This window comes from Xanthomonas sp. NCPPB 3583 (assembly GCF_041475715.2).
Lineage (GTDB): Bacteria > Pseudomonadota > Gammaproteobacteria > Xanthomonadales > Xanthomonadaceae > Xanthomonas > Xanthomonas euvesicatoria.
Map to the genome: position 1 here is coordinate 3,954,188 of NZ_CM191263.1, position 26,975 is coordinate 3,981,162.

Annotated in this window: 18 protein-coding genes; 8 read left to right on the forward strand and 10 right to left on the reverse strand. The window is 63.1% G+C overall.

Annotated features, from left to right (window positions below):
- Positions 1-108 precede the first annotated feature (108 nt).
- The 8 genes from ACCQ07_RS17005 to ACCQ07_RS17040 all read right to left on the reverse strand — a co-directional run bounded on the left by ACCQ07_RS17005 (position 109) and on the right by ACCQ07_RS17040 (position 16,254).
- Positions 109-789 carry a type 1 glutamine amidotransferase domain-containing protein gene (locus ACCQ07_RS17005; RefSeq protein WP_008573636.1) on the reverse strand — a complete coding sequence of 227 codons (681 nt, stop codon included), beginning with the start codon at positions 787-789 and terminating at the stop codon, positions 109-111.
- Positions 790-1,080: 291 nt separating this feature from the next.
- Positions 1,081-2,343, reverse strand: coding sequence for a flavohemoglobin expression-modulating QEGLA motif protein (locus ACCQ07_RS17010; protein WP_071117494.1), 1,263 nt, complete (start codon positions 2,341-2,343; stop codon positions 1,081-1,083).
- Positions 2,343-3,434, reverse strand: coding sequence for a ribosome small subunit-dependent GTPase A (rsgA, locus tag ACCQ07_RS17015; protein WP_372164332.1), 1,092 nt, complete (start codon positions 3,432-3,434; stop codon positions 2,343-2,345). The genes ACCQ07_RS17010 and rsgA overlap by 1 nt, the downstream gene beginning before the upstream one ends.
- A 234-nt stretch (positions 3,435-3,668) precedes the next feature.
- Complete coding sequence (locus tag ACCQ07_RS17020) at positions 3,669-11,306, reverse strand: Tle-like phospholipase domain-containing protein (protein WP_372363480.1); 7,638 nt, start codon at positions 11,304-11,306, stop codon at positions 3,669-3,671.
- A gap of 29 nt (positions 11,307-11,335) precedes the next feature.
- On the reverse strand, positions 11,336-11,902 hold the full coding sequence (locus tag ACCQ07_RS17025; protein ID WP_228735481.1) for a hypothetical protein: 567 nt from the start codon (positions 11,900-11,902) through the stop codon (positions 11,336-11,338).
- Positions 11,903-12,084: 182 nt separating this feature from the next.
- The gene (locus ACCQ07_RS17030) at positions 12,085-12,666 is read right to left on the reverse strand and encodes a Rossmann-fold NAD(P)-binding domain-containing protein (RefSeq protein WP_244149574.1); all 582 of its coding nucleotides are present in this window, start codon (positions 12,664-12,666) and stop codon (positions 12,085-12,087) included.
- A gap of 4 nt (positions 12,667-12,670) precedes the next feature.
- A complete protein-coding gene (locus tag ACCQ07_RS17035) occupies positions 12,671-14,092 on the reverse strand; it encodes an HlyD family type I secretion periplasmic adaptor subunit (RefSeq protein WP_372363481.1) in 1,422 nt (473 codons plus the stop codon).
- Positions 14,089-16,254, reverse strand: coding sequence for a type I secretion system permease/ATPase (locus tag ACCQ07_RS17040; protein ID WP_372363482.1), 2,166 nt, complete (start codon positions 16,252-16,254; stop codon positions 14,089-14,091). Before ACCQ07_RS17040 ends, ACCQ07_RS17035 begins: the two co-directional genes overlap by 4 nt.
- Positions 16,255-16,544: 290 nt before the next feature.
- On the opposite strand from ACCQ07_RS17040, the gene ACCQ07_RS17045 reads away from it, so the two are divergent.
- The 3 genes from ACCQ07_RS17045 to ACCQ07_RS17055 all read left to right on the forward strand — a co-directional run bounded on the left by ACCQ07_RS17045 (position 16,545) and on the right by ACCQ07_RS17055 (position 19,586).
- The gene (locus ACCQ07_RS17045) at positions 16,545-17,816 is read left to right on the forward strand and encodes a pyridoxal phosphate-dependent aminotransferase (RefSeq protein WP_218498782.1); all 1,272 of its coding nucleotides are present in this window, start codon (positions 16,545-16,547) and stop codon (positions 17,814-17,816) included.
- Complete coding sequence (locus ACCQ07_RS17050; protein ID WP_136733919.1) at positions 17,816-18,466, forward strand: SGNH/GDSL hydrolase family protein; 651 nt, start codon at positions 17,816-17,818, stop codon at positions 18,464-18,466. Before ACCQ07_RS17045 ends, ACCQ07_RS17050 begins: the two co-directional genes overlap by 1 nt.
- Before the next feature lie 448 nt (positions 18,467-18,914).
- Entirely contained in the window at positions 18,915-19,586 is a 672-nt protein-coding gene (locus ACCQ07_RS17055) for a methyltransferase (protein ID WP_008573627.1), read from the forward strand.
- A 147-nt stretch (positions 19,587-19,733) separates the two neighbouring features.
- On the opposite strand, the gene ACCQ07_RS17060 is transcribed toward ACCQ07_RS17055, so the two are convergent.
- Positions 19,734-20,525 carry a polysaccharide deacetylase family protein gene (locus tag ACCQ07_RS17060; RefSeq protein ID WP_014091033.1) on the reverse strand — a complete coding sequence of 264 codons (792 nt, stop codon included), beginning with the start codon at positions 20,523-20,525 and terminating at the stop codon, positions 19,734-19,736.
- Between the two features lie 45 nt (positions 20,526-20,570).
- Here ACCQ07_RS17060 and grxD point away from each other — a divergent pair, with 45 nt between their 5' ends.
- Entirely contained in the window at positions 20,571-21,497 is a 927-nt protein-coding gene (gene grxD, locus ACCQ07_RS17065) for a Grx4 family monothiol glutaredoxin (protein ID WP_008573624.1), read from the forward strand.
- A 198-nt stretch (positions 21,498-21,695) separates the two neighbouring features.
- A complete protein-coding gene (locus tag ACCQ07_RS17070; RefSeq protein ID WP_218489752.1) occupies positions 21,696-22,565 on the forward strand; it encodes a hypothetical protein in 870 nt (289 codons plus the stop codon).
- A gap of 154 nt (positions 22,566-22,719) precedes the next feature.
- Here ACCQ07_RS17070 and ACCQ07_RS17075 read toward each other — a convergent pair whose 3' ends face one another.
- On the reverse strand, positions 22,720-23,286 hold the full coding sequence (locus ACCQ07_RS17075) for a DUF924 family protein (protein WP_029820243.1): 567 nt from the start codon (positions 23,284-23,286) through the stop codon (positions 22,720-22,722).
- Between the two features lie 133 nt (positions 23,287-23,419).
- Between ACCQ07_RS17075 and ACCQ07_RS17080 the strand changes: the two genes are divergently transcribed.
- From ACCQ07_RS17080 to ACCQ07_RS17090, 3 genes are all read left to right on the forward strand, one after another.
- Complete coding sequence (locus ACCQ07_RS17080; RefSeq protein WP_014091036.1) at positions 23,420-24,829, forward strand: amidohydrolase; 1,410 nt, start codon at positions 23,420-23,422, stop codon at positions 24,827-24,829.
- Positions 24,826-26,106: an amidohydrolase family protein gene (locus ACCQ07_RS17085; protein WP_031424307.1), complete on the forward strand. Its 1,281-nt coding sequence runs from the start codon at positions 24,826-24,828 to the stop codon at positions 26,104-26,106. The genes ACCQ07_RS17080 and ACCQ07_RS17085 overlap by 4 nt, the downstream gene beginning before the upstream one ends.
- A 301-nt stretch (positions 26,107-26,407) precedes the next feature.
- Positions 26,408-26,734 carry a hypothetical protein gene (locus ACCQ07_RS17090; RefSeq protein ID WP_046932196.1) on the forward strand — a complete coding sequence of 109 codons (327 nt, stop codon included), beginning with the start codon at positions 26,408-26,410 and terminating at the stop codon, positions 26,732-26,734.
- The last annotated feature ends 241 nt before the right edge of the window (positions 26,735-26,975 follow it).

Below are 26,975 nucleotides of genomic sequence, written 5' to 3' on the forward strand. Positions count from 1 at the left end.
TCACCTACTAATGCAAGCGCAGCATGGCCCGCGCACCAGGAGCGCGCGGGCCATGCCTTGAGCTCCGACGGGAACGGGGCTTTTTCAAGACCCGTCAATTGCCAGGAATCAGCGCTTTGCCAGCGCCAGCAGCGTTTCTGCGGTTTTCTCCGAAGACGCCGGGTTCTGACCGGTGACCAGGGTGCCGTCGGTGACCACGTACACGCCCCAGTCGGCGCCCTTTTCGTACTTGCCGCCGAGTTCGGTCAGCACGTCTTCGACCAGGAACGGCACGATCTTGGTCAGGCCCACGCCCTCTTCTTCGCTGTTGGTGAAACCTGTGACGCGGCGACCATTGACCAGCGGCTTGCCGTCGCTGCCCCTGACCCGACGCAGCGCGCCTGGTGCGTGGCACACCAGACCATGCGGCTTGTTGGCCTTGGCGAACGTCTCGATCAGCGCGATGGAATCGGCGTCTTCGGCCAGATCCCACAGCGGGCCGTGGCCGCCCGGGTAGAACAGCACATCGAAGTCCTCGGCCTTGATGTCGGCCAGACGGTGCGTGCTAGCAAGGGCCTTCTGCGCATCCTGGTCCTGCTTGAAGCGCTTGGTGGCGTCGGTTTGTGCGTCGGGCTCGTCGCTCTTGGGATCCAGCGGCGGCTGGCCACCCTTGGGCGAGACCAGGGTAATGTCCGCGCCTGCATCCTTGAACACGTAATACGGCGCGGCAAATTCTTCCAGCCAAAACCCGGTCTTCTTGCCGGTGTCACCAAGCTGGTCGTGGGACGTCAGCACCATCAAAACTTTCATCGCATTGCCTCGTGTCATGGCCCAACTGGGCAAGGCGGCCAGTGTGCAGTTCAGCCCGTTGCAGCCTCGTGTAGAGCGCGTGGTGCCCGCTGCATGTGTTCATGAATGTTGCGATCGCGTCCAACAAGCCAATGCAGTTGACAGGCGCGCCGCCGGTGCTCCGGGCGCCGCACGTGTCTTTTTACATGCCGGCTTTTGCGCGCCATTCGCGCCCACCCAACAATGTCTCGCCAGCTGTGTCAGCAACTGTCGGGCGCTGCGATGCGCCGCAACGGCAGCAAACGCCTCGCCTCACACATTCATTGCCGGCGGCTGCAGCTGATCCATGCGGATGCGGTTGGCGAACAACGAAAACGCCAGCATGCCGGCCAGCCCGCTGACACGGCTCACCCACGGCGGCAGCCAGCGTGGCGCGACCAGCACGCCGCTGTCGAACAACGGCGCAAAGCGCGCCACATCGCCCAATGCCATCTTGCCGGCGAACAGGTAACGGCACAGCTGCAGCTGGTCGCGCTGCAAGGAATGGCGGAAGAAGGTGTGCACCGCGACCAAACCACGCAGATACACGGTGTCCTTGGTGAACGCACCGCCGCCACTGGTCGGCACGCCGCGGAACACGCGCTGCGCCGACGAAAAACTTTCTGCAGCGCTCTGCCCGCCTGCGGTGAAATAGCGAAATACCTCGATGAAATCCGCACCCGAGCGTGCCATCGCAATCGCTTCGATGCGCAGGCTGATGCGCTTCATGCGCTCGATATCGATGCTGCCGGTGATCTGCTCGGCAAACGTGGCCAGGCCCTCCTGCGTTGCGGTCGTGCGCGGGGACGAAATGCCCAGGCTGGGCAGATGCACCTGCGCGCGCCCGTTGAGCGCGGTCAGCGAATGCACCAGCGCTTCGTGATGGAACAGCTGCGCGCGGTCGTAATCGCTGAACGTGGCACCGGTGCGCAAGCGGATGCGATGCGCGCCGGCCGCCGCCTTGGCGAGCAGATCCGGATCGAGCGTGACAGTGATGACGCGCCCCTCGAAAAACCCGTCCAGATCGTTCTGCAACTGCATGCGCAAGGCGGTGGCCGAGACCGGCACCTGCTCTTCCGGCGCCATCAGTTCGCGATCCAGCTCTTGGGCGATCTGGATGAAATGCTGCGCCGCTTCGCGTGTGCTCGGCCCGTTGCCCGGCATCGGGTCCTCCGGCACGCCGAACAATTGCGCCGAGTACTCGCTCACCGCCGGGGTGCCCAACGACTCCAGCAAACCTGCTGCAAGACTCCAGCTCTGCGCCGAATCGATGAGGTATTCACCCAGCGGATGATGCGGGTCGGCGTCCTTGGCGATGGCGGCCAATTCGCGCCGGGTGTCGCCGAAATCCAGCGACGGATACTCGACCTGCGGCAATTCCGGCTGCCCGCGCGCCACGCTGTTGAGAAACGGCTCCTGCAGCGAGCGCGGCCAGCTGGCCAGGGCGAGCAGGCGCACACCGCGCACGGCCTTGACCAGCCGCGCATCCAGCGCCGCGTGGTGGACGATGTCCGGCGGCCCCTTGCGCGCTGGCATCAGCGCCGTCCGGGACGATCGACGCTGGCCGGCCGCTTGCCCGAGCCCTTGCCGCGATTGTTCTGCGCAACGCGGGTGGCGAGCTTCTCGGCGGCGCTGGCCACTTCCACCCGCAGCTTCATGTAGTTGGCAACACGCTCCGGGTCCAGCTCGCCTGCGTCGATCGCCGCACGCACCGCACAGCCCGGCTCGGCGATATGCGCGCAATCGTTGAAGCGGCACTGCGCCGCCAGGGCCTCCACGTCCGAAAAACCGCCTTCGGCCAGATCCTCTTCGCCGGTCGGCTTGAGCTCGCGCATGCCAGGCGTGTCGATCAGGCACGCCCCGGACGGCAATGGAATCAACGCGCGATGCGTGGTGGTGTGACGGCCGCGCGAATCGTTCTCGCGCACCGCATTGGTCTTCATCTTCTGCGTGCCGAGCAGCGTATTGGTCAGGGTCGATTTACCCGCACCGGACGAGCCCACCAGCACCGCCGTGCGGCCATCGCCCAGCCACGGCCGCAACGCGGCCACGCTGTCCGGATCCTTGGCATTGACCGCGCGTAACGGAATGTTCTGCGCCTCCAGCTCTTCCAGCACCGCCAACGCATCCTCGGCGTATTCGGTCTGATCGGCCTTGGTCAGCACCACCACCGGCTGCGCACCGCCGCCGCCCACCAGCAACAGATAGCGCTCGATGCGGCGTGGATTGAAGTCCGCATCCAGCCCGCACACGATGAACACCGTATCGATATTGGCCGCGATCACCTGCTGGTGGTAATGCTCGCCGGCCGCCCCCCGCTTGATCGAGGTGCGCCGCGGCAGCAACGCCACGATGCGCTTGCCCTCCATCAACACCCAATCGCCCACCGCCGCCCGCTCATGGCTCGGGAACCGCGGCCGCTGCCACTCCGGCAATGACTCGGCCTTGAGGCTGGCCTCCGGGGTATCGGCCACCACATAGCCGGTACGATGCTGCTCCACCACCCGCGCCGGCAACGCCTGCGGATGCGCAGCAAAGACCGCCTGCCAGGCAGGGTCCTCCGGCGGCCCAGGCCAGGGCCAGCCGATGGATTGGAGGATGGGGTAATCGGGAGGTGCGTGGGTCATGCAGGAATTCTACGCTCCCGTCTCATTGGGCGAGCACCCAGACGGCGGCGGCGCGCTTTCCAGCGCATTCTGCACCTTTAGATTCCATGCGTTGGGTGTCGGCGGTTCGGAGCGGGTATTGGTTGTCTCGGCTTTGCGTTGCCGATACCCACCCCTGCGCGCAACAGATGCTGGAGCTGCATGCCTGTAAACGGCAGGGGTGAACGGAAACGATCCCCCACCCCGACGCATCGGTCACCAAATCATGAGATCCACCTGCCGCACGTGACCGGTGCCATGGAAGGCGCCCACCTCGAAACGATCGGCGATCGCTATGGCGTTGACAAGATTCTGCCCCTCGGACAGCGAACTGGCCATTGCGCTCACGTCGAACGCGGCCAGACTCACCGCAAGCCCTGAACCGAGCGTCCTCGCGGACACGGATTGTTCGCGCCAGGTCTTGGCGAAGGTGGGATTGAGCGCCGTACGCTGGCTGGCGGTCAGCGTGGTCTGGCCTTGCGGAGGCGCCGTCATTCCCGCCATGGCGCTGACCAAGGCCTGGACGTCGGCGGCATGCAGCAGCCTTGCGCCATCGTCGGTGCGGATGCTTTCCACACGGTACTGCTCCCCGAGATACCAATCCTTGACCACCAGCTTGTCCGGCGTTCCGATGACCGATATTTCCAGGTTGTTGCTCCCGGAAGGCCGCTTGAACCAGAGTTGGTCATAGGCAACGCCAGCAACGAACCTGGCGATGTCGGCATTTCCAGCCGTGGCATCGTTCTCGACCACGGTATCGGTTCCATAGCCACGCCCGAACAGATACACATCGTCGCCCGTTCCACCTGTCAGCGTATCCGTGCCGGCCCTGCCGTCCAAGACGTCGTTTCCGCCAAGCGACGATAGCGCGTTGTTGCCACTGTTTCCGACCAGAAGATTGGCTAAGGCATTGCCGGTGCCATTGATCGCCGAGGTCCCGGACAGGCTGAGATTCTCGACGTTGGAACCCAATGTGTAGCTGATGGTGGACAGCACGGTATCCGTGCCTTCGCCAGCGAGTTCGGTGACCGTATCTCCGGTCGCTCCGACCATGTAGTTATCGTCGCCCGCGCCACCCAACATCGTGTCGTTGCCGGCTCCGCCATCGAGTGTGTCGTTGCCCTCGTACCCGGTGAGGGTGTTGGCGCCGCTGTTGCCGGTCAGGACATTGTTACCGCTGTTTCCAAAACCAGCCAAACCGCTGCTGCCGGTCAACGTCAGGTTCTCCACATTGTCGGTTAGCGTATAGCCAATCGAGGACTGGACGGTATCGACACCCTGCGCCTCCCATTCCTCGACGACATCGCCTGCGCTTGCGACCACGTAGGTGTCGTTGCCCTCCCCGCCCCACATGCGATCGGAACCGGCTCCGCCATTCAGCATGTCGTTACCCGACCCACCTTCGATGACGTCATCGCCGTTGTTGCCGAGCAGGGTGTCGTTGCCGTCACCTCCGGTCAGGACGTTGGCGGACGCGTTGCCGGTGATGACGTTATCGAGGGCGTTGCCGTTTCCGTACTCGGCCGATCCCAGCAAGGTCAGCCGCTCCACGTTGGCCGTCAGATCGTAGTCGACATACGCATTCACCAGGTCGTTGCCTTCCGCCGCGAACTCTAAGACCCGATCCCGGTAGGCATCCACCGTATAGACATCGTCGCCGAGTCCGCCGTACATCTCGTCGGCCGATAGCCCTCCATTCAAGGTGTCGTTACCGGCCAGGCCATACATGATGTCTGGCGCATCCGTGCCGACCAGGGCGTCGGCGGCCGAGGTCCCGTCGATCCGGTTCATGACATCGATCGATACCAGCACCTGGGCTGACTGCCCCAGCGGATCGGTCGCGGTGAGCGTCAATGTCGAATTCCACTGCGAAGCGGAATCGGGCGTTCCCGAGAATGTCGCAGTGGCGGAGTCGAACGTCAGCCATCCCGGCAGATCGCTCACCGAATACGCGAGCGGCTGGTCGTCGACGAAGGTAGTAGCGGGCAAGGTATATGCGAACTGCGCGCCGATCACCGCCGAGCTCCAAAGCATGCTGACGTTCACAACCGGAGGCGCATTACGCAACTGCTCGAGCGTCGTGCCTTTGCGAGTTGATTGATCGCCATGGAAAAAAAACGCATCGACCACGCCCGTCGCGACGTCGCCCGCATCGCTCTGTGCCCAATAGTTGCGAACCGTGATCGAATCCGATGCCCCCCCCTGGAATGAGATCACCAGATCGTTCTCATAGCGCGACCAGATCACATCCTGCGAGCGTATTTCGCTGGAAAACATGATGGTGGCGGAACCGCTTTCCGTATTCCCATCCGCCAACCGGATCAGATCGCGCCCGTCGCCGCTCGCGTAGAAGACACTGTCTTTTCCCTGAGCCAGCACTATTTCGTCGTCTCCCCTGCCACCGGACAAGGTAACCAGCCCATAACTCGAGACAAGCAGGTCATCGCCTTCGTCGCCAGATAAAACATCGCTATAGCCGGATAACGAATTCCCGCCTGAACGCAGCTCGTCGTCCCCGGCCCCGCCATAGAGATAGTTCCCCGAGGCGTTCCCGATGAGCACATTCGCTTCACTGCTCCCCCTCAGGATGTTGTTCCCGTAGAGGGCCTCGCCAATCCGGTAGATCTCTACATTCCTCCCTTCCGCAACAGTGAAACTGCGCGACTCCATGCGCATCACGATCGCAGTGTCGACACCGCCCATCGCGTCCTCGACGATCGTGTCGAGATTGTCGATCACATAGACATCATCCCCACCCCCGCCGATCAGCGTGTTGGCTCCATACGCCATTGCACCATCCAGTCGGTTGTTGTCAGTGTTGCCGGTGGCGCTGGTTCCATCCGCGGTCAGCTCGATGTTCTCAATGCTCTGCAGGCCTTCGAGGGAGTAGGAGATGGAGGCACGGACCGTATCGATGGAGTTGTACCCGGGCACGGTGGGCTCGATGATGACGTCACCCAGGCTGTCCACCACATAAATCTCGTTCGCGTCGCTTCCCATCAGCACATCGTCCCCGCCCTTTCCATCCAGCAGATAGGACAGTCCGCGATGGCTATAGATACCGGTCGGAGCGGCGATGCTGATCCTATTGGCCAGATCGTTACCGATCAGATTGCGCGGGATGTACTGTCCGTTCTGTAGATATGCGAACTGGCTGTGTTCGGCCACCAGATTCTCGACGTTGGCCGCGAGCGTGATGTCGTAGAAGATACTGTAGATGGTATCCACGCCGCCGTCGGCCGACTCTTCGACCTGGGAAGTCGGCGCGGAAGGAATCGCCGGCATGTAAGAGAAGTTGTGCCGGAAATAATAGGCATCATCCCCGGCACCGCCGATGAACCTGTCGGCGTATTCATCCACCTCCACGTGGAAGACATCGTTGCCGTCATCTCCATACACGATGTCCAACCCCTTGCCATCGACCAGCGTGTCGTCGCCGGCGTTTCCGTGCAGGATGTCGTCCCCGTCGCCGCCATTGACCTGGTCGTCGCCCATTCCGCCCGATAGCACGTCATTGCCGGCATACCCGACGATCTGATCGGGAGCCGCAGTGCCCTCGTAGACATCGTCGCCTTGCGTTCCCTGCCAGGATTGCCTCTTGAAATTGGCCGCAGTCATAGTGACGGCATCAGAGAACTCCAGCGTGTGCGCGGGGGCCCCCTTGGCCAGGAAGCCCTCGAGCCGCAACATGTTCTCCACGCTTTGCTGGCCGACCATGACGTACAGATCGTCCCCGGCGACAATGAAATTGTTCACCATCGTGCTGGCAATATTGTCCAGCACGATGCGATCGCTACCGGCGCCCTGCACTCCCAGGTTCTTAATGAAATCCGCACCGGAGTACCAGCTGACATGGTAGATGTCATTACCCGCGCCGCCATCGGCTATATCCACCTCGTCGGCGGGACCCTGCGCACCGAAGTAGATGACATCGTTGCCGGCGCCACCCAGCATCACATCGTCGCCGGCCCCATCGGTCAACGTATCGTTGCCGCTGCCGCCATTGAGCAGATCGCCTGCGCTGCCCGCATGCAGTGCGTCGTCCCCGGCCATACCATAGATCCGCCCCGCCTGGCTCGCGCCTTGCAGACTATCGCTTCCAGAACCACCACTTACCAGTCCGCCCTGCATGTAATCCGATGCGAACGAGGATGCGGTGTAGACCTGTCCATCGGCGCTGTAGACGGCCGCCTGGCTGCCCGCAACGAAGAACCCTGCGACCGTGAGGCGGTCCGGCTGACCTACAACCTCGACAAGTAGATCATCCCCGGATCTTGCGAACGTCAGTTGCTCGGATCCCAGCCCACCCTGGAAGAAGATCCGCTCGATCGCGCCCGCAGTCAGCGTGACAACGTCGACCCCAAAACCGCGGTCGAACAGATAGCGGTTGTTGCCGGAGCCGCCGGACAGGATGTCGTCACCCGCACCGCCAACCACGGTGTCATTGCCCGTGCCACCGGAGACAGTGTCGTTACCATCGCCGCCGTCCAGGGCGTCATCGCCACTGTCGCCGTACAGTTGATCGTTCTTTGCTCCACCGGAAACGGTGTCGTTGCCGTCGCCTCCTGACAGAATATCGGCGCCGTCGCCTCCGCTCAGGGTATCGGCGTCGCCACCACCGGAAAGCGTGTCGGCGCCGTTTCCGCCAACGAGCATATCGGCACCGCCATCTCCGGATAGGGTATCGTCGCCATCGCCGCCATCGAGCGTATCGACGCCCAGGCCGCCCCACAGCACGTCGTTGTCAGCTCCGCCATCGAGAACGTCGCTTCCTTCCCCGCCGAACAGTTCATCTGCTCCTGCACCGCCCAGCAAGCGGTCGTCGCCGGTCTCACCAGACAACATGTCGGCCCCGATCCCACCATCGAGCAGGTCGTTGCCACCGCCACCCCAGAGCTTGTCCGCGCCGGCGCCGCCATAGAGCGAGTCGTCACCGTGATACTGCATTGCAATTTCAGAGGCGTTGGCATCGCCGATCAGTTGATCGTCGCCGTCGTCGCCGTAGATGACATCGCTACCTCCCATGCCGGCAGCGATGTCGTTGCCCGCACCGCCCTTGAGGAGGTCGTCAGCGTGCGCCGCAGCGTCGATCGACAGGCTATCGCCGAGCAAGGTGTCTGCGCCGTCTCCTCCCAGCAATGTGTCTCTTCCACCAAATCCTTCAAGCAGATCATCGCCGGCACCGCCGTCTATCAGATCGTCGCCATGATTCGTCAGAGGCACTTTGTCGTTGTCACCAGACACGACGTCATCGCCAAGTCCACCCAGCAGGGTGTCGTTGCCATCACCGCCACTGATCCTGTCATTGCCTTCCCCGCCGTCGATATAGTCGGCGTCTGCATCCTCTCCATCTTTGGTCTCACCGTAAACGAAGCCTTCGAGCTGATCGTTACCGAGGCCACCATATATGACGTCATTGCCACCAGATCCAATGACGATATCGTCGCCCTCGCCCCCATTCAGAACATCGTTACCATTGATATTTGCATGGTTCGAGACCGTGTAGGTAAGAAGCCCCCTAGACCCAGCAACGCCTCGCGGGTCGCCTACGATAATGTCGTTACCATCGCCACCTTCGATGATGTCGTGACCATGCCCGCCATAAAGCATGTCGGCACCCGTGCCGCCGCTGACGATATCGTCACCTTCGCCGGCCAGTACATAATCGTCGCCATCACCCGCATCGATGATATCGTCGCCGCTCGGATGGGCATTCGGGTCCAGGTAGCTCCAGTTCAACCCATTCACGCCGTCCAGCAGCCCTCCCCGCACGACGTACCAGCCCGACCCGCGCGCCATGAGCTGCCCTGCGCCAAGGAACTGACGGATCTCTTCATCCATGTCCGCCCGCTGCCGATCGGTCCATTCGCGCATATTCGCAAGCTCCGACCCGTCGAAAATATGGTCGTTACCTGCGCCGCCATAGAGATGATCGTCACCGGAGCCACCCAGCAGCAGATCCTCACCATCACCGCCATAAATGCGGTCGTCACCGGCGCCTCCTTCGACGCCGTCGTTGCCGGCAAGCCCCTGGACGATGTCGTTGCCGTCGTTAGTCCCGAACTCGCCGAAAGTGTCGTCGCTACCGCTCAGAATCGTCTCTGCTGGCTCGGTCACGGTCGGCACTTCGCCGGACAAGCTGATGCCCAGCTGGCCGTTCTGCCACCGCTCAACATGGATCGTGTCGCCGCTAAGCAGATTGGTGATAATCAATCTATGGACCGGGTCTGCAATCATGGTCAATCGCAAGTTACCGGTGGAATCGACCCACGTCGTCTCCGTCAGGCGGACACCTGCCGTCACTGCTACGTTGTCGACATACACAGCGCCATCGCCGCCGCTGTCGTAAATGCGATCTGTACTGACTAGAAGGGATTCGTTGGTAAGAAAGCGGTACGTGTCGAATCCTGCGCCACCGTACAGGAGATCATCGCCCGATCCACCACTGATATCGTCGTCGCCGTTGCCGCCCAGGACCAGATCGTCGCCGCCACCAACTGCGATGGTGTTGTTGCCGTGTAGAGCCACCACCACGTCCGAGCGCACGTCGAAATCGGAGCCGACATAGTGCATGGCAGCACCATCCTGAACGCCCCAGCGCGCGCGCTCCAGAAGATTCGTATCGAGGGCAAGGTTTTGTGTTCTTGCAGAGACATATTGGCTGAGTGAGTCGACGCCTCGCTTCCGTTCATCGCCAAGAGTCTCCGCATCGAAACCGAGATAGCCGTCAGCGCGGATCAGGACGTCGGCAAGCAGGCGAGTAAATCCTTGCTGCTGCCGCCTGCCATTGGCCTGTTGATAGAGCCCCGCCAACACGACATCGATGAGCGCAGCGGCCAGATTGAGCTGCTTGTCGTCTCCGTTTTCATTGACAAAAAACAAACTATCCGTGCCGCGCAGTTCGGTACCCACGATCTTCGCCACGTCGGCCGCGAGCGTGTCGAGCGCGCCTTCTCCTACGATCTGGCGCTGGACCAGCAATTCAAGCAAAGTACTAGCAGTACGATTTGTCGGCACAACATTTTGATATGCCCCCCGAAATACTCTTGGCAGCAACTCTTTGAAATTCTTGGAGGCCTCAAGAAATATTTCCGAATTCATGAACCCAGCAAGCAGTGTCATCGAATGCAGGTCGACTGCCTTGGCGAAGTCAGCCGCTACGCTTCCGCCCCAGCCAAAGATATCTTCCGCTTCCGGATCGAGCACAAGCGGATTTCCATCATTTATCTTGAACAAATTTTCAGTGCCATAGCTGAGTACCTCGCCCGCCACCACAATCTGTTGCACGTTCGATTTCCGCTCGTTGTAATGGAGCAGATCGTAGTCTTTAAATTCCTGAGGAAGGGTATAGCCTGCGTACTTCAATGGTTCCAGATACAGGTCGTATGTAGACGTTGCCGCCGACTTCTCGAAAGGCGCCTGATCGAAGACAGTCGCTTTTTTATCGAAATAAACCGCCATCAACGAAGCGAGCCCGCCACCTAGCGAATGACCGGTGAAACTAGTCTTCGCTGAGTCCACGACCGGCAAGCTCAGTACATTCAGATAGAACTCTATGGCTTCGAAGACCTGTTGGGAGAACCCGCCTACGCCTGCTGGTACATTTCCCGTGATCCAGTCATCGAGCGCTTGACCTTCTTCTAGCGTCGTCCCTGCATAAGCGACCACTACCTCCCCCGTGGCTGCATTGCGATAGGCCCTAGCCATGAATCCGCTCTGCGAGATCTTCTCGTCGATCTGGCTCCATCCTTCGGGGAGCTGAACAGTATTCAGTTCCGACCTCACACTGGACTTCGATCCATAGACATTCGCGGCCAGCTGCGCATAATCAAGAATTATATTACTGAATTCCATTTCCATTCACCATTTAGTTATTGATTAATTTATTTACAAACCGCATAGCCTTGTCTTTTCTTATAAAACTCGGAAAGAAGTTTTGGAGGCCCTGAGCTAGGTTGCCCTGTCACATAAGCAATGTCATCCCAAGAAAGATAGGTCACAGGTCTGTCCGCATGACGAAAGCCCCAATTCCCCGTTCCCGACAAATTTATACCCATGCGGGTGATGGGTGCTTCATGCTGATTTACCTCCTGCATTTCCCGATTGCGCCAACGATAGACACTCATCAAATAAGTTCCTTTCGGCTTGCCAACACAGAATTCTTCGAGGTCTTCATCAACAACGACCAAGTAGGCGTCACCATCCACGATATCGAAGGAAAGCATTTCCGGAACTCCCTTCACCCCGCTTTTGGCAGACCAGTGAACTCCTAAAGGCGCATAGTTGATTTCCTGATAAATAGGTGGCCCATCGGTCGAGTTGGGAAAGCCACTCTTCAGAGCTACTGAATATCGATCTACATCGATGCGCCGCCCATCGCTGAGCCACACCTGCTCCTTCCAGCGCATTGTGTCTTTGTTGCTGCAACCGCTCAACAAGGCAGCAGACATCAGTCCAGCAACCATCGCCCACCTACACATCTTCATCGCGTCGCACCTCGTTGATTACTTCTTTTTTGAAATTAACCAGCACTCACACCGGTCCAGCGAAAGTGCATTCACGCAATGCCCGCTGCATTGCGTGGATGCACTTCATTGGTTACAGCAGCCTAGCCAAATCACTTCGCCCCTCCTTAATTACAAGATAGGTTTGGTGTTCTAGTATAAAAATCAGAGACCGACCTTGGCGGCTGGTCGTCAAATTGCCCAGTGACTCTCGCAATTTCTTTCCATGACAAGTGTTGCGCCCCCCCCGCCCAGCCATCCTTACGAAGGATCCAGTGCGCATTCCCGGAAAGATTCATCCGCATCTTATCTAGGGGTGCTTCGTGCTGGTCGATCTCTTGCACCTTCCCATTGCGCCAGCGCAAGACATTCAAAAGAAATTCGCCTTGACGTCTTCCCATGCAGAAATTATCGCGACTTTTCCCGGCAGTTGTAACGAGATAAGCATCGCTGCCAGCGATGTAAAAAGACTTTACTTGCGCCGCTCCTTCTTTCTCCCAGAACACTTGCAAAGGGTCGTATCTAAATTCTTGATGGCGGGTGACGATTGACGAAGAATTTGGGAAATCAATTGTCCCTTCTGCCTGACGCTCCACCTCCACAAAGCGGCCCTCCTCCAACCAGACCTGCTCCTCCCATTTCATCTTTTGCTTGCAGCCAGACATACACGTCATGACCAAGGCCAAACCGACGAGCATCAACAGTTTCATAAATTCATCTCTCCCTCAAGGATTCCGAGCCATGCATTCGTAAGGGACTCAACAAGTAATCAATCACCCGCCGCTTCCCCGTTTTTACTTCCGCACTCAAGCTCATCCCGGCACTCATCCGCACCTTGACCCCATCGATCTCCAGCGTGCTGCCGTTCAATTTGATGCGCGCGGGGAATACCAGACCCAGCTTTTCGTCCTGTGCGGCATCGTGGGACACGCTGGCGACCGTGCCGGTCAGATAGCCGTAGCGGGTGTAGGGGAAGCTGTCGACCTTGACGGTGACCGGCTGGCCCGGGCGCATGAAGCCGATGTCCTTGTTGAGGACGGTGACTTCGACCTCCAGTGCTTCTTCGGCCGGCACTACGACCAGTAACGGCTGTGCAGGCGTGACCACACCGCCTACGGTGTGGACGGCCAGCTGCTGGATCGTGCCGTCGACGGGCGCATGCAGGGCCATCAGCTTGTCGCGCTGGCCGGTCTTGGCGACGTCCTGGGTCAGCTGGCCGGCTTGCTCGCTTGCCTGGCGCAAGGCATCCAGTGCCTGCTGGCGTGTGTCGGTGACAAGCACGCGCAACTCCTCTTGCGCCGCGCTGGTCGCCGAGCGGATCTCCTGCAGGCGATTGCGCTGGGTGGCGAGCTGGCTTTCTGCGGCGATGCGTTCCTGTTCGCGCAACAGGTAGTCATGGCGGCCGACGTACTTGCCTTCGACCAGGCGGGCGTAGTCCTCTGCGCGCACTTTGGAGATGCGTGCGGATTCGGCCAGCGGTTCGATCGCGTCCTGGGTGGTCTGCAACTCGGCCTGGCGTTGGGCGATGCTGGCTTGCAGGTTGTGTCGGCGCGCCTGGAATGCGTCGAATTGACTGCTGACCAATTGCTGCTCGTTGGCTACGCGCTCGGCGGGTAGATCCGGAGCCGGATCCAGCTGCGGCGGCTGCCCGGTCGCAATGGCGGTCGCCAGCGCTGCCTGGCGAAGCGCAGCGAGACGTGCGTTGACCAGTGCGTCGCCGGCCTGGGCGAACTCGGCGCCGGTGGCGGTGGCATCGAGTTCGACCAGCAGCTGGCCTTTCTTCACCGCCTGTCCGTCGCGTACCAGGATCCTGCGTACCACCGCGGTTTCTGCGGTCTGCACCACCTTGGTCCGTGAGTCGACCACGGTCTTGCCTGGTGCCACGGCGACGATATCGAGCTTGCCCAGGCACGCCCACAGCAGCGCGACGCAGAAGAAGCCGATGATGATGCGCATCGTCCAGCGCGCGGTGGGCGAGACAGGCGTTTCGGTCAGCTCAAGATGGGCGGGCAGGAACGCGCGCTCGTCGGCGCTGCGCGCGGGCGGGTCGAGCTGGCGGCGCACCGCCCAGGCCGATTTGAAGATGTTGAAATAGCGGAGAAAGAAATCGCGCCATCCCTGGAGCAGGTGCTTCATGGTGTCCCCTGTTGCAGTCTGTACAGATGTGCGTATTGGCCTTCCGGGCGGTCGACCAGCTCGGCATGCGAGCCGCTCTCGACGATGCGTCCCTTCTCCACCACGACAATGCGATTGGCCTGCCGCACGGTGGACAGGCGATGGGCGATGATCAGCACGGTGCGGCCCTTGCAGATGGCGCGCATGTTGCTCATCACTGCGTGCTCCGATTCGTAATCCAGGGCGCTGGTGGCTTCGTCGAGAATCAGAATGCGTGGGTCGCCGATCAGCGCGCGCGCGATTGCAATGCGCTGCCGCTGACCACCAGACAGGCCGGTACCATGCTCGCCGACTTTGGTGTCGTAGCCTTCCGGCAATTCCAGAATGAAGTCGTGGGCACCTGCCAGCTTGGCCGCATGGATCACCCGCTCCAGCGGCATGCCGGGATCGGTCAACGCGATGTTCTCGCGCACGCTGCGGTTGAACAGGAAGTTCTCCTGCAGCACCACACCCAGCTGACGACGCAACCAGGCCGGATCGGCCAGTGCCAGGTCCTGGCCATCGATCAGCACCCGCCCGCGCTCGGGCGTGTAGAGCCGCTGCACCAGCTTGGTCAGCGTGCTCTTGCCGGAGCCGGAACGGCCGACGATGCCGATGATTTCGCCTGGGCGGATATCCAGCTCGATCCCGTTGAGCACCTCGGGCGCATCCGGCCGATAGCGGAACGTGACCCGCTCGAACGTCACCTGCCCGCGAATCGGCGGCAATGCCAGGCGACTGCCCGGCAACTCGGTGCGGGTATTGAGGATGTCGCCCAGCCGCTCGACCGAGATACCGACCTGCTGGAAGTCCTGCCACAACTGAGCCAACCGAATGATCGGCGCGGTGACCTGGCCGGACAACATGTTGAAGGCGATCAGCTGGCCAATCGACAGCTTGCCTTCCATCACCAGCTTTGCGCCCCAGAACAGCACCGCCACGGCGGTGAGCTTCTGCACCAGTTGCACGCCTTGCTGGCCCAGCGTGGCGATGCGGGTGACGTTGAACCCGGCGCTGACATAGCCGGCCAGCTGGTTGTCCCAGGTGCGGGTCACGCGCGGATCCACCGCCATCGCCTTGACCGTGCCGATGCCGCTGACCGTCTCCACCAGGAAGGATTGGTTGTCGGCGCCGCGCGCGAACTTGTCGTTCAGGCGTTTGCGCAGCACCGGGGTGATCAGGCCCGAGATGGTCGCGTACAACGGCAGCGACAGCACCACGATCAAGGTCAGCCAACCGCTGTACCAGAACATCACCGACAGAAAGACCACCGTAAAGAATAGGTCCAGCACCGAGGTCAGCGCCTGTCCGGTCAGGAAGTTGCGGATGTTCTCCAGCTCGCGGACGCGCGCGATGGTGTCGCCGACCCGCCGCGATTCGAAATACGCCAGCGGCAGCGACAGCACATGCCGGAACAGCCGGGCACCCAGCTCCACGTCGATCTTGCTAGTAGTGTGGGCGAAGACGTAGGTGCGTAATCCGGACAGCAGCACGTCGAACACCGCCATCGAGACCAGCCCGATCGCGATCACGTCCAGCGTGGTCAGGCCGTTGTGCACCAGCACCTTGTCCATCACCACTTGATAGAACAGTGGCGTGATCAGCGCGAACAGCTGGATGAAGAACGAGACGATAAAGACCTCGATCATCAACTTGCGGTACTTCACCACCGCAGGAATGAACCAGCTGAAGTCGAACTTGGCCAGGTCGCCGAGCACCGAAGCCCGCGAGGCCACCTGCAACAACCTACCCTGGTAACGCGCCTCGAACTCGGTGGGCGAGATGGAGCGCGGACGTTTCTCAACCAGATCGTGGACCAGGATCTGGTCCGCACCGACCTTGGCGACGATAAAGGCATCGCCATCCGGCACCAGGGCCAGCGCCGGTAACGCCGCCATGCCGATCCGCGCGGCCGGCTGGGCCACGACTTTGGCTTTCAGTCCCAACTGCTTGGCTGCCAGCAGCAGCGTGGTTTCGTCGAACGGCTCGCCGCCTCGTCCGAACCCATGCGCCAGCTGCACCGCGTCCGCGGCAACGCCATGAAATTGCGCCAGCAGGACCAACCCCTGCAGCCCCAGATCCGGCCGGTCTTGCACCGACGAGCCGCCCTCGACTAACGAGAGCGACGCACTTCCCCCTGACATACGCGTTCCTTGCTGTAGAGCCCGAGCCGGGCTCAAGTGATGGAATAGAATCTGGAGATGTTAAGAAGCTGTCAATCAGCCAACCCCTCGCTGACGATCTATTTTCTCAATCAGCCGTCTCCTAGGTTGAGATGCGCCCACTGATGTCCGGCCGTCCAATTCCCAAAGGTCATACCTACCATTAGTGAGTCGAAGGGCGCAGCCGCTTGACATCGTTGCCGATGCAAGCATGTCCGCTTGTCATATTTCCGATACCATGCCAAGCCTCACGCCTACAACCGGCCCGTCGCATGTCCACTGCCCCGCAAAAGCCGCTCGCCATCCGCGAGCGTCTGTCCGAAGTCCGCTACGAAATCCGGGGCGAACTGGCGCGGCGAGCGCGGGAGTTGGAGGCGCAGGGCCGCAAGCTGATCAAGCTCAATATCGGCAACCCCGGTGCGTTCGGATTCCGTGCGCCGGAGCATCTGCAGCGCGCCATTGCCGACGACATGGGCCGCACCGACCCATACACCCATCAGCAAGGCCTGCCGGAGGCGCGCGAGGCCATCGCCACCGCGTATGCGCGGCGTCAGCATCCGGACGCGCATCCGGACCGGATCTTCATCGGCAACGGCGTCAGCGAGCTGATCGATCTGTCGCTGCGGGCGCTGCTCAATCCCGGCGACGAAGTGCTGGTGCCCTCGCCCGACTATCCGCTGTGGTCGGCGGCGACCATCCTCAATGACGGCCGCCCGGTGTATTACCGCTGCGCGCCGGAAAACGGCTTCCAGCCGGACCCGGTGGAGATCGAGACGCTGGTGTCCTCGCGCACCCGCGCCATCGTGCTGATCAATCCGAACAACCCCAGCGGCGCCAGTTATTCGCGCGAGCTGCTGGAGCGCATCGTGGCGATCGCCACCAAGCACAATCTGCTGCTGATGGTCGATGAGATCTACGACCAGGTGCTGTACGACGACGCGGCCTTCGTGCCGGTCGCACCGCTGGCCGGTGCGCACCCGTGCATCACCTTCAGCGGCCTGAGCAAGGTGCATCGCGCCTGCGGTTGGCGCGTGGGCTGGGCGCTGCTGTCGGGCGACCAAGCGCGCATCAACGACCTGCGCAATGCGATGGACCTGCTCGGCGCGCTGCGCCTGTGCGCCAATGTGCCAGGCCAGTACGCCATCGATGCGGCCGTGAACGGGCCGGACACCATCTCGGCGCTGTGCGCGCCGGGCGGCCGCCTGTATGAAACCCGCCGCGCGGTGATCGAGGCCTGTGCGGCCAGCGAGCATCTGCAGCTGGTGGCACCGGCCGGGGCGCTGTATGCGTTCCCGGCGGTGGTGGGCGCAGCGGCGCGCAACTTCGACGATCATGCGTTCGCACTCGATCTGATGAACGAAGAAGGCGTGCTGGTGGTTCCCGGCTCCAGCTTCAACGTGCCGTATCGCCACCATTTCCGCGTGACCCTGATGCCGGAAGCCGGTGTGATGCGCGATGTGTTCGCCCGCATCGACCGTGCATTGGCACGCCGCGCCGAGGCCATTACCAAGGTGGTTCCACTCAAGCCACGCAGCGTGGCCTGATGACTGCGCCTGGCGCGCCGCTGCGCTATCTGGCGCTCGGCGATTCCTACACCATCGGCGAGGGCGTTGCGCCTGCCCAGCGTTGGCCATCGCAACTGGTCGATGGCTTACGTGCATACGGTTGGAACGTGGCGCCGCCGCAGATCATCGCCACCACCGGCTGGACCACCGACGAATTGCAGGCCGGGATCGACGCGGCAGCCCCGCAGGGTCCGTTCGACCTGGTGAGCTTGTTGATTGGCGTCAACAATCAGTATCGCGGGCGCCCGTTGGACGAGTATCGCCAGCAATTCGACGCCCTGCTGCTGCGTGCAATTGCATGCGCGAACGGCCACCCGGCACGCGTGTTCGTGCTGTCGATTCCCGATTGGGGCCTGACCCCGTTTGCGCGCGCGTGCAGTGGCGATGCCGCGTTGATCGGTGCGCAGATCGACGCGTTCAATGCAATCGCTGCCGACCGCTGCAGTGCGCATGCGGTGCGCTTTGTCGACATCACGGCCACCAGCCGCGATGGCGGCGATGCGGTGGACATGCTGGTGGACGACGGCTTGCATCCTTCCGGCGCAATGTATGCGCGTTGGACGGCACTGGCGCTACCGGCAGCGCGCGATGCGTTGGGCGCAACTGGGTCGTTGGACACGATCGTCTAAGCGTAGCTGGGCAACACAGACCGGGCTGCCGCCAGGTGGCTGCGGCCGGCGCCCGGAATCAGGATTCACCAACCGTACGCTGCAGTTCTTGCATGCGGCCCAAGCCCATCTGCTGGCTGCGCGCAACATCTTGGCAAGGCACCAAGTCACAGCGTTTTGCTGCGCTTCTCTGCCGCGGTTGTGCGCGCTTGGGTTTGCACCTGCCTCCACAGCGCGAGATGTCGCACGCGATCACTGCCAGCCCTCTTTACGTCGATGCGGTAGCAACAGGCGTTGCAGCCAGGTCTTTCGATCCGCGCAGGTCGGATACCAGCCACCGATGCATCCGTGGGCACGTATCGCAAACTGCCAACCCGCCCTACCCCAACCAGCCCGGCAGGCCCTAAGCTAGCCGCGCAGCACGCCTGATTGCCAAGGAACGACATTGCACACCACTGCCACCCAACCGATGAGCCGCGCGCAGGCGTTGACGATTGCACGCGCATTTCTGCCGGCGCATCCGCTGGGCAACCGCTACGACTACTACTACACGCAAGCCAAGCTGCGCACCGACCCGCTGTATCCGGGCGTGCTGGCCGAGCTGCGCACGACCACGGCGCCGGTGCTGGATCTGGGCTGCGGGCTCGGCCTGCTGGCCCATGCACTGCGCGCCGATGGCCAGGCCTTGGCCTATCACGGCGTGGATGTGGATGCGTCCAAGATTCGCCGCGCACAGCACATCGCGCAGCGCTCGAACCTGGGCGCTACCAAGTTCGAAGTGGTCGATCTGAGCGTGGCGTGGCCGCAGCATCGGGGCAGCGTCACCATCCTGGATGTGCTGCAGTATCTGCAAGCGGACATGCAGGCCAGTCTGCTGCGCAGCGTGGCGCAGATGCTCACGCCCGGCGCGAAGCTGGTGATTCGGAGCGCGCTGGGCGATGCCAGCAGCCGTGGTCGCACCAGCCGTGTCACCGACGTCCTGGCGCACCTGAGCGGCTGGATGCAGCGGATGCCGCGCAGCTATCCCACGCGCGAGAGCCTGCAGGCGCACCTAGACGCGGCCGGCCTGCGCGCCACGTTTGCGCCGCTGTATGGCAACACGCCCTTCAACAACTGGCTGATCGTTGCAGAGCCACGCTGAGCGCAGCAGGCGACGGGGCACACGTTGCGAGCAATCGTCGACCAGACGTCGAAGGGGGAAAGGAACTGTCATGTCCGGGCGGCGCATGCAGCGCCAACACCGGCAGCGCCCGCCAGGCGGCGACTGCAATTGTTTTGTCCGTCGCGCTTAATCCGGCCGCCGCCCCACCAACCCGCGCGCCTGCATCGCCTCCAGCACGCCGCGCAGGATGGTGAGGTTGTGGCCGTGCGCCGCGCCTTCATGCAGCAGCACGATGGCGCCGGGTCGCAGGTCGCGCACGATGCGGGCGACGGTGGTGTCCGGCTCGCATTGCACGCCGTCGAAGCCGCGCGCGCTCCAGGCCACCCGGGTCAGCCCGTGCGCGCGCAGCGGCGAGGCGACGAAGGGGTTGGTCATGCCGACCACCGAGCGGTACAGCCGTGGCGCCTGGCCGGTAATGCACGCCAGCACGCGCTGCGCCTGGCCGATTTCCTGCGCCATCCGGCGCGGCCCCAGCGCCCAGAACCAGGCTTGCGGATGGGTGTGGCTGTGGTTGCCGATGCCATGCCCGCGCCGCACCATGTCGCGCACCAGCTCGGGCCGCTGCTCGGCACGCGCGCCGACCAGGAAGAACGTTGCCTTGGCGTCGTAGGCATCCAGCAGGTCGAGGATGGCTGGGGTGTCATCGGACGGGCCATCGTCAATGGTCAGCCAGACATGCGGCGCGCGACCGGGTAACCGCGCCAGCACCGGCGCATACAGCCGCGCGCGCGGCAGGAACACCGGCACCACGAACAGCGCGTGCGACAGCAGCAGCGCAGGCAGCCCCCAGGCCCAGCCCAGATGCCACCACAGCAGTGCCACCGCTGCCTGCGAGAGGGCCAACAGGCCCACCCAGCGGTAGGGGCGCGAAGGGGTGCGATACAGCGTTTCCGGCGTGGTCATGCCCAATGATGCCATGCGGCGTAGAATGCCCGGTCTCCACGCTGCCACCCAAGTGCTGCCATGTCTCTCGATCCCGCCCTGCGTTCCCGTATCGATACGCTGCTGCAATCCAGCCGCGTGGTGCTCTTCATGAAAGGCCAGCCCGGCATGCCGCAGTGCGGTTTTTCGGCCAAGGCGGTCGGCGTGCTGGACGGCCTGGGCATCGACTATGCCCACGTCAACGTGCTGGCCGACCAGGAAATCCGCGAGGGCATCAAGGCCTATGGCGACTGGCCGACCATCCCGCAGCTGTACGTGGACGGCGAGCTGATCGGCGGCAGCGACATCATCGTGCAGATGGCCGACAGCGGCGAGCTGAGCAGCATGCTCGGCCTGCAGGCGCCCGACCGCAGCCCGCCCAAGATCACCATCACCCCCGCCGCGGTCGAGATGCTCAAAAGTGCGCTGGCCGATGCGCCGGATGCCTCGCTGACGCTGGCCATCGATGCCAATTTCCAGCCCAATTTCCAGCTGGCGCCGACCAACCCGAACGCCATTGCGGCTGAATCCAACGGGCTGCGCGTGCAGTTCGACCTGGCCAGCGCGCGTCGTGCCGACGGCATCACCATCGACTGGGTCGACGACATCCGCGGCCGTGGCCTGGCCATCGATAACCCCAATGCGCCCAAGCCGGTGCAGGAGCTGTCGGTGCGCGATGCCGACGACCGTCTCAAGGCAGGCAGCCTGACCCTGGTGGACGTGCGCCCGGCCGACGAGCGCGCACTGGCCACGGTGGCCGCACCGTTCCGCACGCTGGATGCGCACGAGCGCGCCGCCATCGAACAGTTGCCCAAGGACACCCCGCTGGCGTTCCTGTGCCACCGCGGCGGCCGCAGCCTGCAGGCCGCCGAACATTTCCGTGGGCTGGGCTTCACCAATGTCTACAACGTCACCGGCGGCATCGATGCGTGGTCGGACGAGGTGGACAACGGCGTGGCGAAATACTGAGCAACACATCGGCGGTCGTCGCACGGTTGCGGCTGCCGCTCGCCGGTCATGCGTCCTGGGTAGACTGCTGCGCTTGCGACAACCGCGTGACCGCGGTTCGCCAAGAGGCAACCTAGGCCGGCGCACCTCAGACCGAAACGGGCGCTCCCTGGAGCGCCCGTTTTTTCATGGATCACCCTGCACAAGGACATCGCTGCAATGCATACCCGCCTGCTCTCTGTCGCCCTGGCCGCGCTGCTGCCGTTGGCCACCCACGCCGCCGAACCGTCGCGCGCGGTGCTACTGGTCCAGACCTACGACAACCAGCCGACCGACGATCCGCTGGAATACATCCCGGTCTGGCTCGGCGAGGGTATCGCCAGGGAATCGACCCTGCCCGAGGCGCTGCTGGGCCAGCCGTTGCGGGTCTTCAACGCAGGCGTTTCCACCGGCAACGTGCGGCTTGCGGCACTGACGGTAGACGACAACAGCATGTGCGGCGGCACCGCGAAGCTGCGCATCAAGGGCAACCCCACGCTGTCCGACTCGCCGCTGCTGTCGACCGTGGATGTGAATCCCGGCAAGCGCTTTGCCGGCCGCGCAGCCACCGCCAGCGAACAGGCCGAGCTGTTTGCACAGGTCAACAACGCCGCGCCGCTGCGCAAGCGCGTCAAGCCGGCAGCCCTGGCGCAGGCGCTGGCCGCGTTCGATGCCGATCGCGCGCAGGATCTGGCGGCGCTGCAGATCGTCACCGATACGCAGCAACCGCAGCGACGCGTGGCGATCCTGACCTCCAACCATCCCATCGAGACCGGCAACCCGGACAACCCCACCGGCGTGCTCGTCGTCCTTGCGATCTTCGAGCATGACGGCAGCCGTTGGCAGTTCCGCAAGGGTCACGCTGCCAGCGGCTGCGACGATTGCGAAGACCTGCCGCTGCGCACGCATCTGCTGCAGTTCGGGGATATCGACGGCAACGGCACGCTCGATTTCGTGCTGGCCGAAAGCGGCTACGAAAGTTACGGGTTTTCTCTGCTGCTCGGCGAAGGCGCCAGCTGGCGGTCGGAAGCATTGCCGGGCGGCTGCTGATCGGTGTTGACTGCTTGCACGCTGCCCGGTGCGGCATGCGCAGGGCGGCATCTTCTGCGTTGCGATGCCCACCTGTGCCCGGCTGCAGCAGCGTCGTTACCCACGCTGCACGGCAGACCTCGATCATCGGCATGCAGATCGCCGATGCAGGTCTTCAACCGGCAAATCCACCCTCATCCAGAAACTGCTGCTCTTCTGCCGTGGTCTCACGTCCCAGCACCGCATTGCGGTGCGGGAACCGGCCAAAGCGCTCAATGATGCGCTGATGCTCCAGCGCCCAGTGGGTGGTCTGTGCATCGCCCAGTGCAGTGATCAGCTGCACCGCGCGCGCCTGCTCATCGGCGTGTTCGGCATGCTCGAAGGGCAGATAGAAAAACAGACGCAGTTGCGCCGACACCTGTTGATCGAAGCCGCTGGCGAGCGCCTGTTTGGCGTACCGCAGTGCCAGGCCATCGGTGGCATAGGCATGCGCACTGCCGCGAAACGCATTGCGTGGAAATTGATCCAGCAGGATCAGCAAGGCCAGTGCATCTTCGGCGCGTGCCATCCACTGCGCGTACTCACCCCGTGCGGCGGCAAAATGCTGCTCGCTGAAGTGTTGGCGAAAATTGGCATCGAAGGCGTCGTTGTGCGTGAACCAGCGCGCCGCGCCGGCAAGCTCCCAGAAAGCCAACACCACATCGGCCTGCTTGTTGCGCTCTGTTTTGGCAATCATCGGCACATCCCCTGACGAATTCGGCATAGCATGCACGGGTGCATGTGATGAGCCCGCCGCTCTCGACCTCCAGCACTTGGCAAGCACGCCGCCGACGACTAGGTTGGCGGCTGACGTTTTCGTGTTACCGGGGAAATCCATGCGTTCCATCCTGTTCGCCGCGCTGGGCGCGGCGGTGCTGTGCGGGCCTGCGTCTGCGGCATCGGCCGCATCGCGCTTCGTGCAAGATCCCTACCCCAGCACCTATCGCGCGCTCGCGTCCGCTCCGGTGCTGATCCAGCACGCCACCGTGCTCACCGGCACCGGCGAGCGGCTGGACGATGCCGACGTGTTGCTGCGCGACGGCAAGGTGGCTGCGGTGGGCAAGGCGCTCCAGGCGCCCGCTGAAGTGCGCCGTATCGACGGCACCGGCAAGTGGGTGACGCCCGGCATCATCGATGTGCACTCGCATCTGGGCGTGTATCCCAGCCCGGGCGTCAGCGCGCATAGCGACGGCAACGAGATGACCGCGCCGGTGACGCCCAACGTGTGGGCCGAGCATTCGATCTGGCCGCAGGATCCCGGCTTCGGCACTGCGCTGGCCGGCGGCATCACCTCGCTGCAGGTGTTGCCGGGCTCGGCCAATCTGATCGGCGGGCGCGGCGTCACGCTCAAGAACGTTGCTTCCACCACCTATCAGGGCATGAAATTCCCCGGTGCACCATGGGGCCTGAAGATGGCCTGCGGCGAAAACCCCAAACGCGTGTACGGCCAGAAAGGTGGCCCCGGCACGCGCATGGGCAACGTGGCCGGTTACCGCGCTGCGTTCATCGACGCGGCCGAGTATCTGCAGAAGAACGCGCCGAAAAAGAAAACCGCCAAAAAGCGCCATTGGTGGAGCCGCGGCGGCGACAACGACAGCAGTGGCGATGCCGGCGGCAAGCGCGATCTCAAGCTCGACACACTGGCCGGTGCCATCAACGGCGACATCCGCGTGCACATCCACTGCTACCGCGCCGATGAGATGGCGACGATGCTGGATCTGTCCAAGGAATTCGGCTTCCACATCGCCGCCTTCCATCACGGCGTGGAGGCCTACAAGCTGGCCGACCGCCTGGCGCAGGACAACGTATGCGGCGCGCTGTGGGCCGACTGGTGGGGCTTCAAGATGGAAGCCTTCGACGGCATCCAGGAAAACATCGCACTGGTCGATCGCCCGGCCAACAGCTGCGCCATCGTGCATTCGGATTCGGAAGAAGGCATCCAACGACTCAACCAGGAGGCCGCCAAGGTGATCGCCAACGCGCGTCGCAGTGGCATGGAGATCCCGCCGGAGCGCGCCATCCGCTGGCTAACCAGCAATGCCGCCAAGGCGCTCGGGATCGAGCAGCAGACCGGCGCACTGGAGCCGGGCAAGATGGGCGATGTGGTGGTCTGGAACGGCAACCCTTTCAGTTCGTATGCGCTGGCCGAGCAGGTGTATATCGACGGCGCGCAGGTCTACGACCGGCACAACCGCGCACTGCAGCCGGTGTCGGACTTCATGCTCGGCCAGGAGGTGGCACGATGAGCCGCGTCACGCACATGCCCCCGCGGTTGCGCGCGATCGCGGCATTGGTGATGGCCACGCTGGCATTGCCGGCCTTCGCGCAGCAGGTGCTGATTCGCGGCGCCACCGTGCACACTGCCACCGCGCAAGGCACCCTGCAGAACACCGACGTGCTGGTGCAGGGCGGCGTGATTCGCGCCATCGGCCGCAACCTGGCAGTACCCAACGACGGCCGCGTGGTCGAAGCAAACGGCCGCCCACTGACGCCGGCATTGTTCGGCGGCATTACCGAAATCGGTATCGAAGAAGTCTCCGGCGAAGAAAGCACCGTGGACAGCGGCGTCAAGCTGGCCGATCAACCGATGCGCCCGGAATTCGACGTCACCCTGGCCTACAACCCCGATTCGGTGCTGGTGCCGGTGGCGCGCGTGGAGGGCATCGGCTTTACCGCGTTGGGGGCGACCACCAGTGGCGCCTTCATCGCTGGCCAGGGCGGCATCGTGCGGCTGGATGGCAGCCCGGATCCGGCCGGCCCGCACGCCTTGTTTCTTCGCATCGGAGCGGCGGCGTCCGATCTCACCGGCAGCTCGCGCGCCGCGCAATGGATGTTGCTGGATCAACTGGTTGCCGAAGCACGCGGGCGTATCCCGGCCGATTCGCCGCATGCATTACTGACCCCGGTTGGACGCGGTGTACTGGCAAACTACCTGGCCGGCCAGGGGCGCATCGTGGTGCAGGTGGAACGCGCAGCCGACATCCGCCAGCTGTTGCGCTGGGCGCAGCGCGAAAAGGTGCGCATTGCCATTGCCGGCGGCGCCGAAGCCTGGAAGCTTGCGCCGCAACTGGCGCAGGCCAAGGTCCCGGTGTTGGTCGACGCGCTGGCGGATCTGCCATCGACCTTCGACCAGATTGGCGCGACGCTGGAAAACGCCGCACGTCTGCGCGCTGCCGGCGTGGAGGTCAGCTTTACCCAAAACGGCGATGCCTCGCACAACGCACGCAAACTGCGCCAGCTCGCCGGCAATGCGGTCGCCAATGGCTTGCCATGGGAAGCCGGCCTGGCCGGCCTGACCCGTGTGCCGGCAGACATCTTCGGCGTGGGCGATCGCATCGGCAGCATTGCGATCGGCAAGCAGGCCGACCTGGTGCTGTGGGAAGGCGACCCGCTGGATGTGGCGCATTATGCCGAGCAGGTCTGGCTGGGCGGCCGCGACATGCCGATGCGATCGCGCCAGAGCGAGCTGCGCGACCGCTACATGCAGCAGGCCGGCCCGCTGCCGCGCGCCTATCTGAAGTAAGCGTGCGGTGGGTTGCTCAAGCGCCACCTGAGCATGGTCTTTCATCGTTGGTGTGCCGGCACAGCGGGTACCGGCGCACCGCTTCACCGCTTCGCTGCTGTGCACAGGTGATGTGCTGTCATGGCGTCCTGCCGCATCTTGCTGGCGGCCTTCGCTGTTGTGATGTTTCCCACTAGGCCTATCGCATGTTTTCGGTTTCGCTCTTGATAGCGCTTGGCCGCCTTGGCGTCTTGCTACGGCATATGCCGCGTGCCCACCTCGCCGTTGCACGACCGTGAGCTCGCTCTTCCACGGTAGCGGCTTGCGTTCGATCGATCGGGCGGTATTGCGCCAGGCACCTGCCAATCTGCAGCGCGGGATGGAAGCGGTGGGCGGGCGTCTGATTCTCACCGCCGATGCGCTGCTGTTTCAGCCGCACGCGTTCAATGTACAGCGCCAGACGCTGAGCCTGCCCTTGCGGCAGATCGTGGCGATTCAGTCCTGCTGGACACGCCTGTTCGGCCTGCTGCCGATCGCGCCGACATCGCTGGCAGTGCGGCTGGAGGACGGAAAGCGATACCGCTTCGTGATCGGCAAGCGCACGCAATGGATGGCGGACATCGCCTCGGCGCGGGATGCCCTGCGCTGAGCCGTGCAAGGACGCCGGTGCGTCGCAGAGGCAGCTGGCAAGGCGACTGCGTCACCGCCAAGCCGGAGGCGGCCGCCGAGCCGTGCGGCATGTCCCGCTCGTGCAGCGCGGTGGCCGTGCGCCGTCCACGACAACCGACAACCGACAAAGGCTCTCGAGGTTTTGGTAGCCTCTCCATGGCCGATGCCGGAACTGCGTATTGCAGTTGCCCACTGCGGCGACAGTCAGCGATGCCCGCAGG

Coding starts and splice junctions, on each gene's coding strand:
- ACCQ07_RS17005 (WP_008573636.1), bottom strand. CDS start 789: ATGAAAGTTTTGATGGTGCTGACGTCCCACGACCAGCTTGGTGACACC.
- ACCQ07_RS17010 (WP_071117494.1), bottom strand. CDS start 2,343: ATGCCAGCGCGCAAGGGGCCGCCGGACATCGTCCACCACGCGGCGCTG.
- rsgA (WP_372164332.1), bottom strand. CDS start 3,434: ATGACCCACGCACCTCCCGATTACCCCATCCTCCAATCCATCGGCTGG.
- ACCQ07_RS17020 (WP_372363480.1), bottom strand. CDS start 11,306: ATGGAATTCAGTAATATAATTCTTGATTATGCGCAGCTGGCCGCGAAT.
- ACCQ07_RS17025 (WP_228735481.1), bottom strand. CDS start 11,902: ATGTCTGCTGCCTTGTTGAGCGGTTGCAGCAACAAAGACACAATGCGC.
- ACCQ07_RS17030 (WP_244149574.1), bottom strand. CDS start 12,666: ATGAAACTGTTGATGCTCGTCGGTTTGGCCTTGGTCATGACGTGTATG.
- ACCQ07_RS17035 (WP_372363481.1), bottom strand. CDS start 14,092: ATGAAGCACCTGCTCCAGGGATGGCGCGATTTCTTTCTCCGCTATTTC.
- ACCQ07_RS17040 (WP_372363482.1), bottom strand. CDS start 16,254: ATGTCAGGGGGAAGTGCGTCGCTCTCGTTAGTCGAGGGCGGCTCGTCG.
- ACCQ07_RS17045 (WP_218498782.1), top strand. CDS start 16,545: ATGTCCACTGCCCCGCAAAAGCCGCTCGCCATCCGCGAGCGTCTGTCC.
- ACCQ07_RS17050 (WP_136733919.1), top strand. CDS start 17,816: ATGACTGCGCCTGGCGCGCCGCTGCGCTATCTGGCGCTCGGCGATTCC.
- ACCQ07_RS17055 (WP_008573627.1), top strand. CDS start 18,915: ATGAGCCGCGCGCAGGCGTTGACGATTGCACGCGCATTTCTGCCGGCG.
- ACCQ07_RS17060 (WP_014091033.1), bottom strand. CDS start 20,525: ATGGCATCATTGGGCATGACCACGCCGGAAACGCTGTATCGCACCCCT.
- grxD (WP_008573624.1), top strand. CDS start 20,571: ATGTCTCTCGATCCCGCCCTGCGTTCCCGTATCGATACGCTGCTGCAA.
- ACCQ07_RS17070 (WP_218489752.1), top strand. CDS start 21,696: ATGCATACCCGCCTGCTCTCTGTCGCCCTGGCCGCGCTGCTGCCGTTG.
- ACCQ07_RS17080 (WP_014091036.1), top strand. CDS start 23,420: ATGCGTTCCATCCTGTTCGCCGCGCTGGGCGCGGCGGTGCTGTGCGGG.
- ACCQ07_RS17085 (WP_031424307.1), top strand. CDS start 24,826: ATGAGCCGCGTCACGCACATGCCCCCGCGGTTGCGCGCGATCGCGGCA.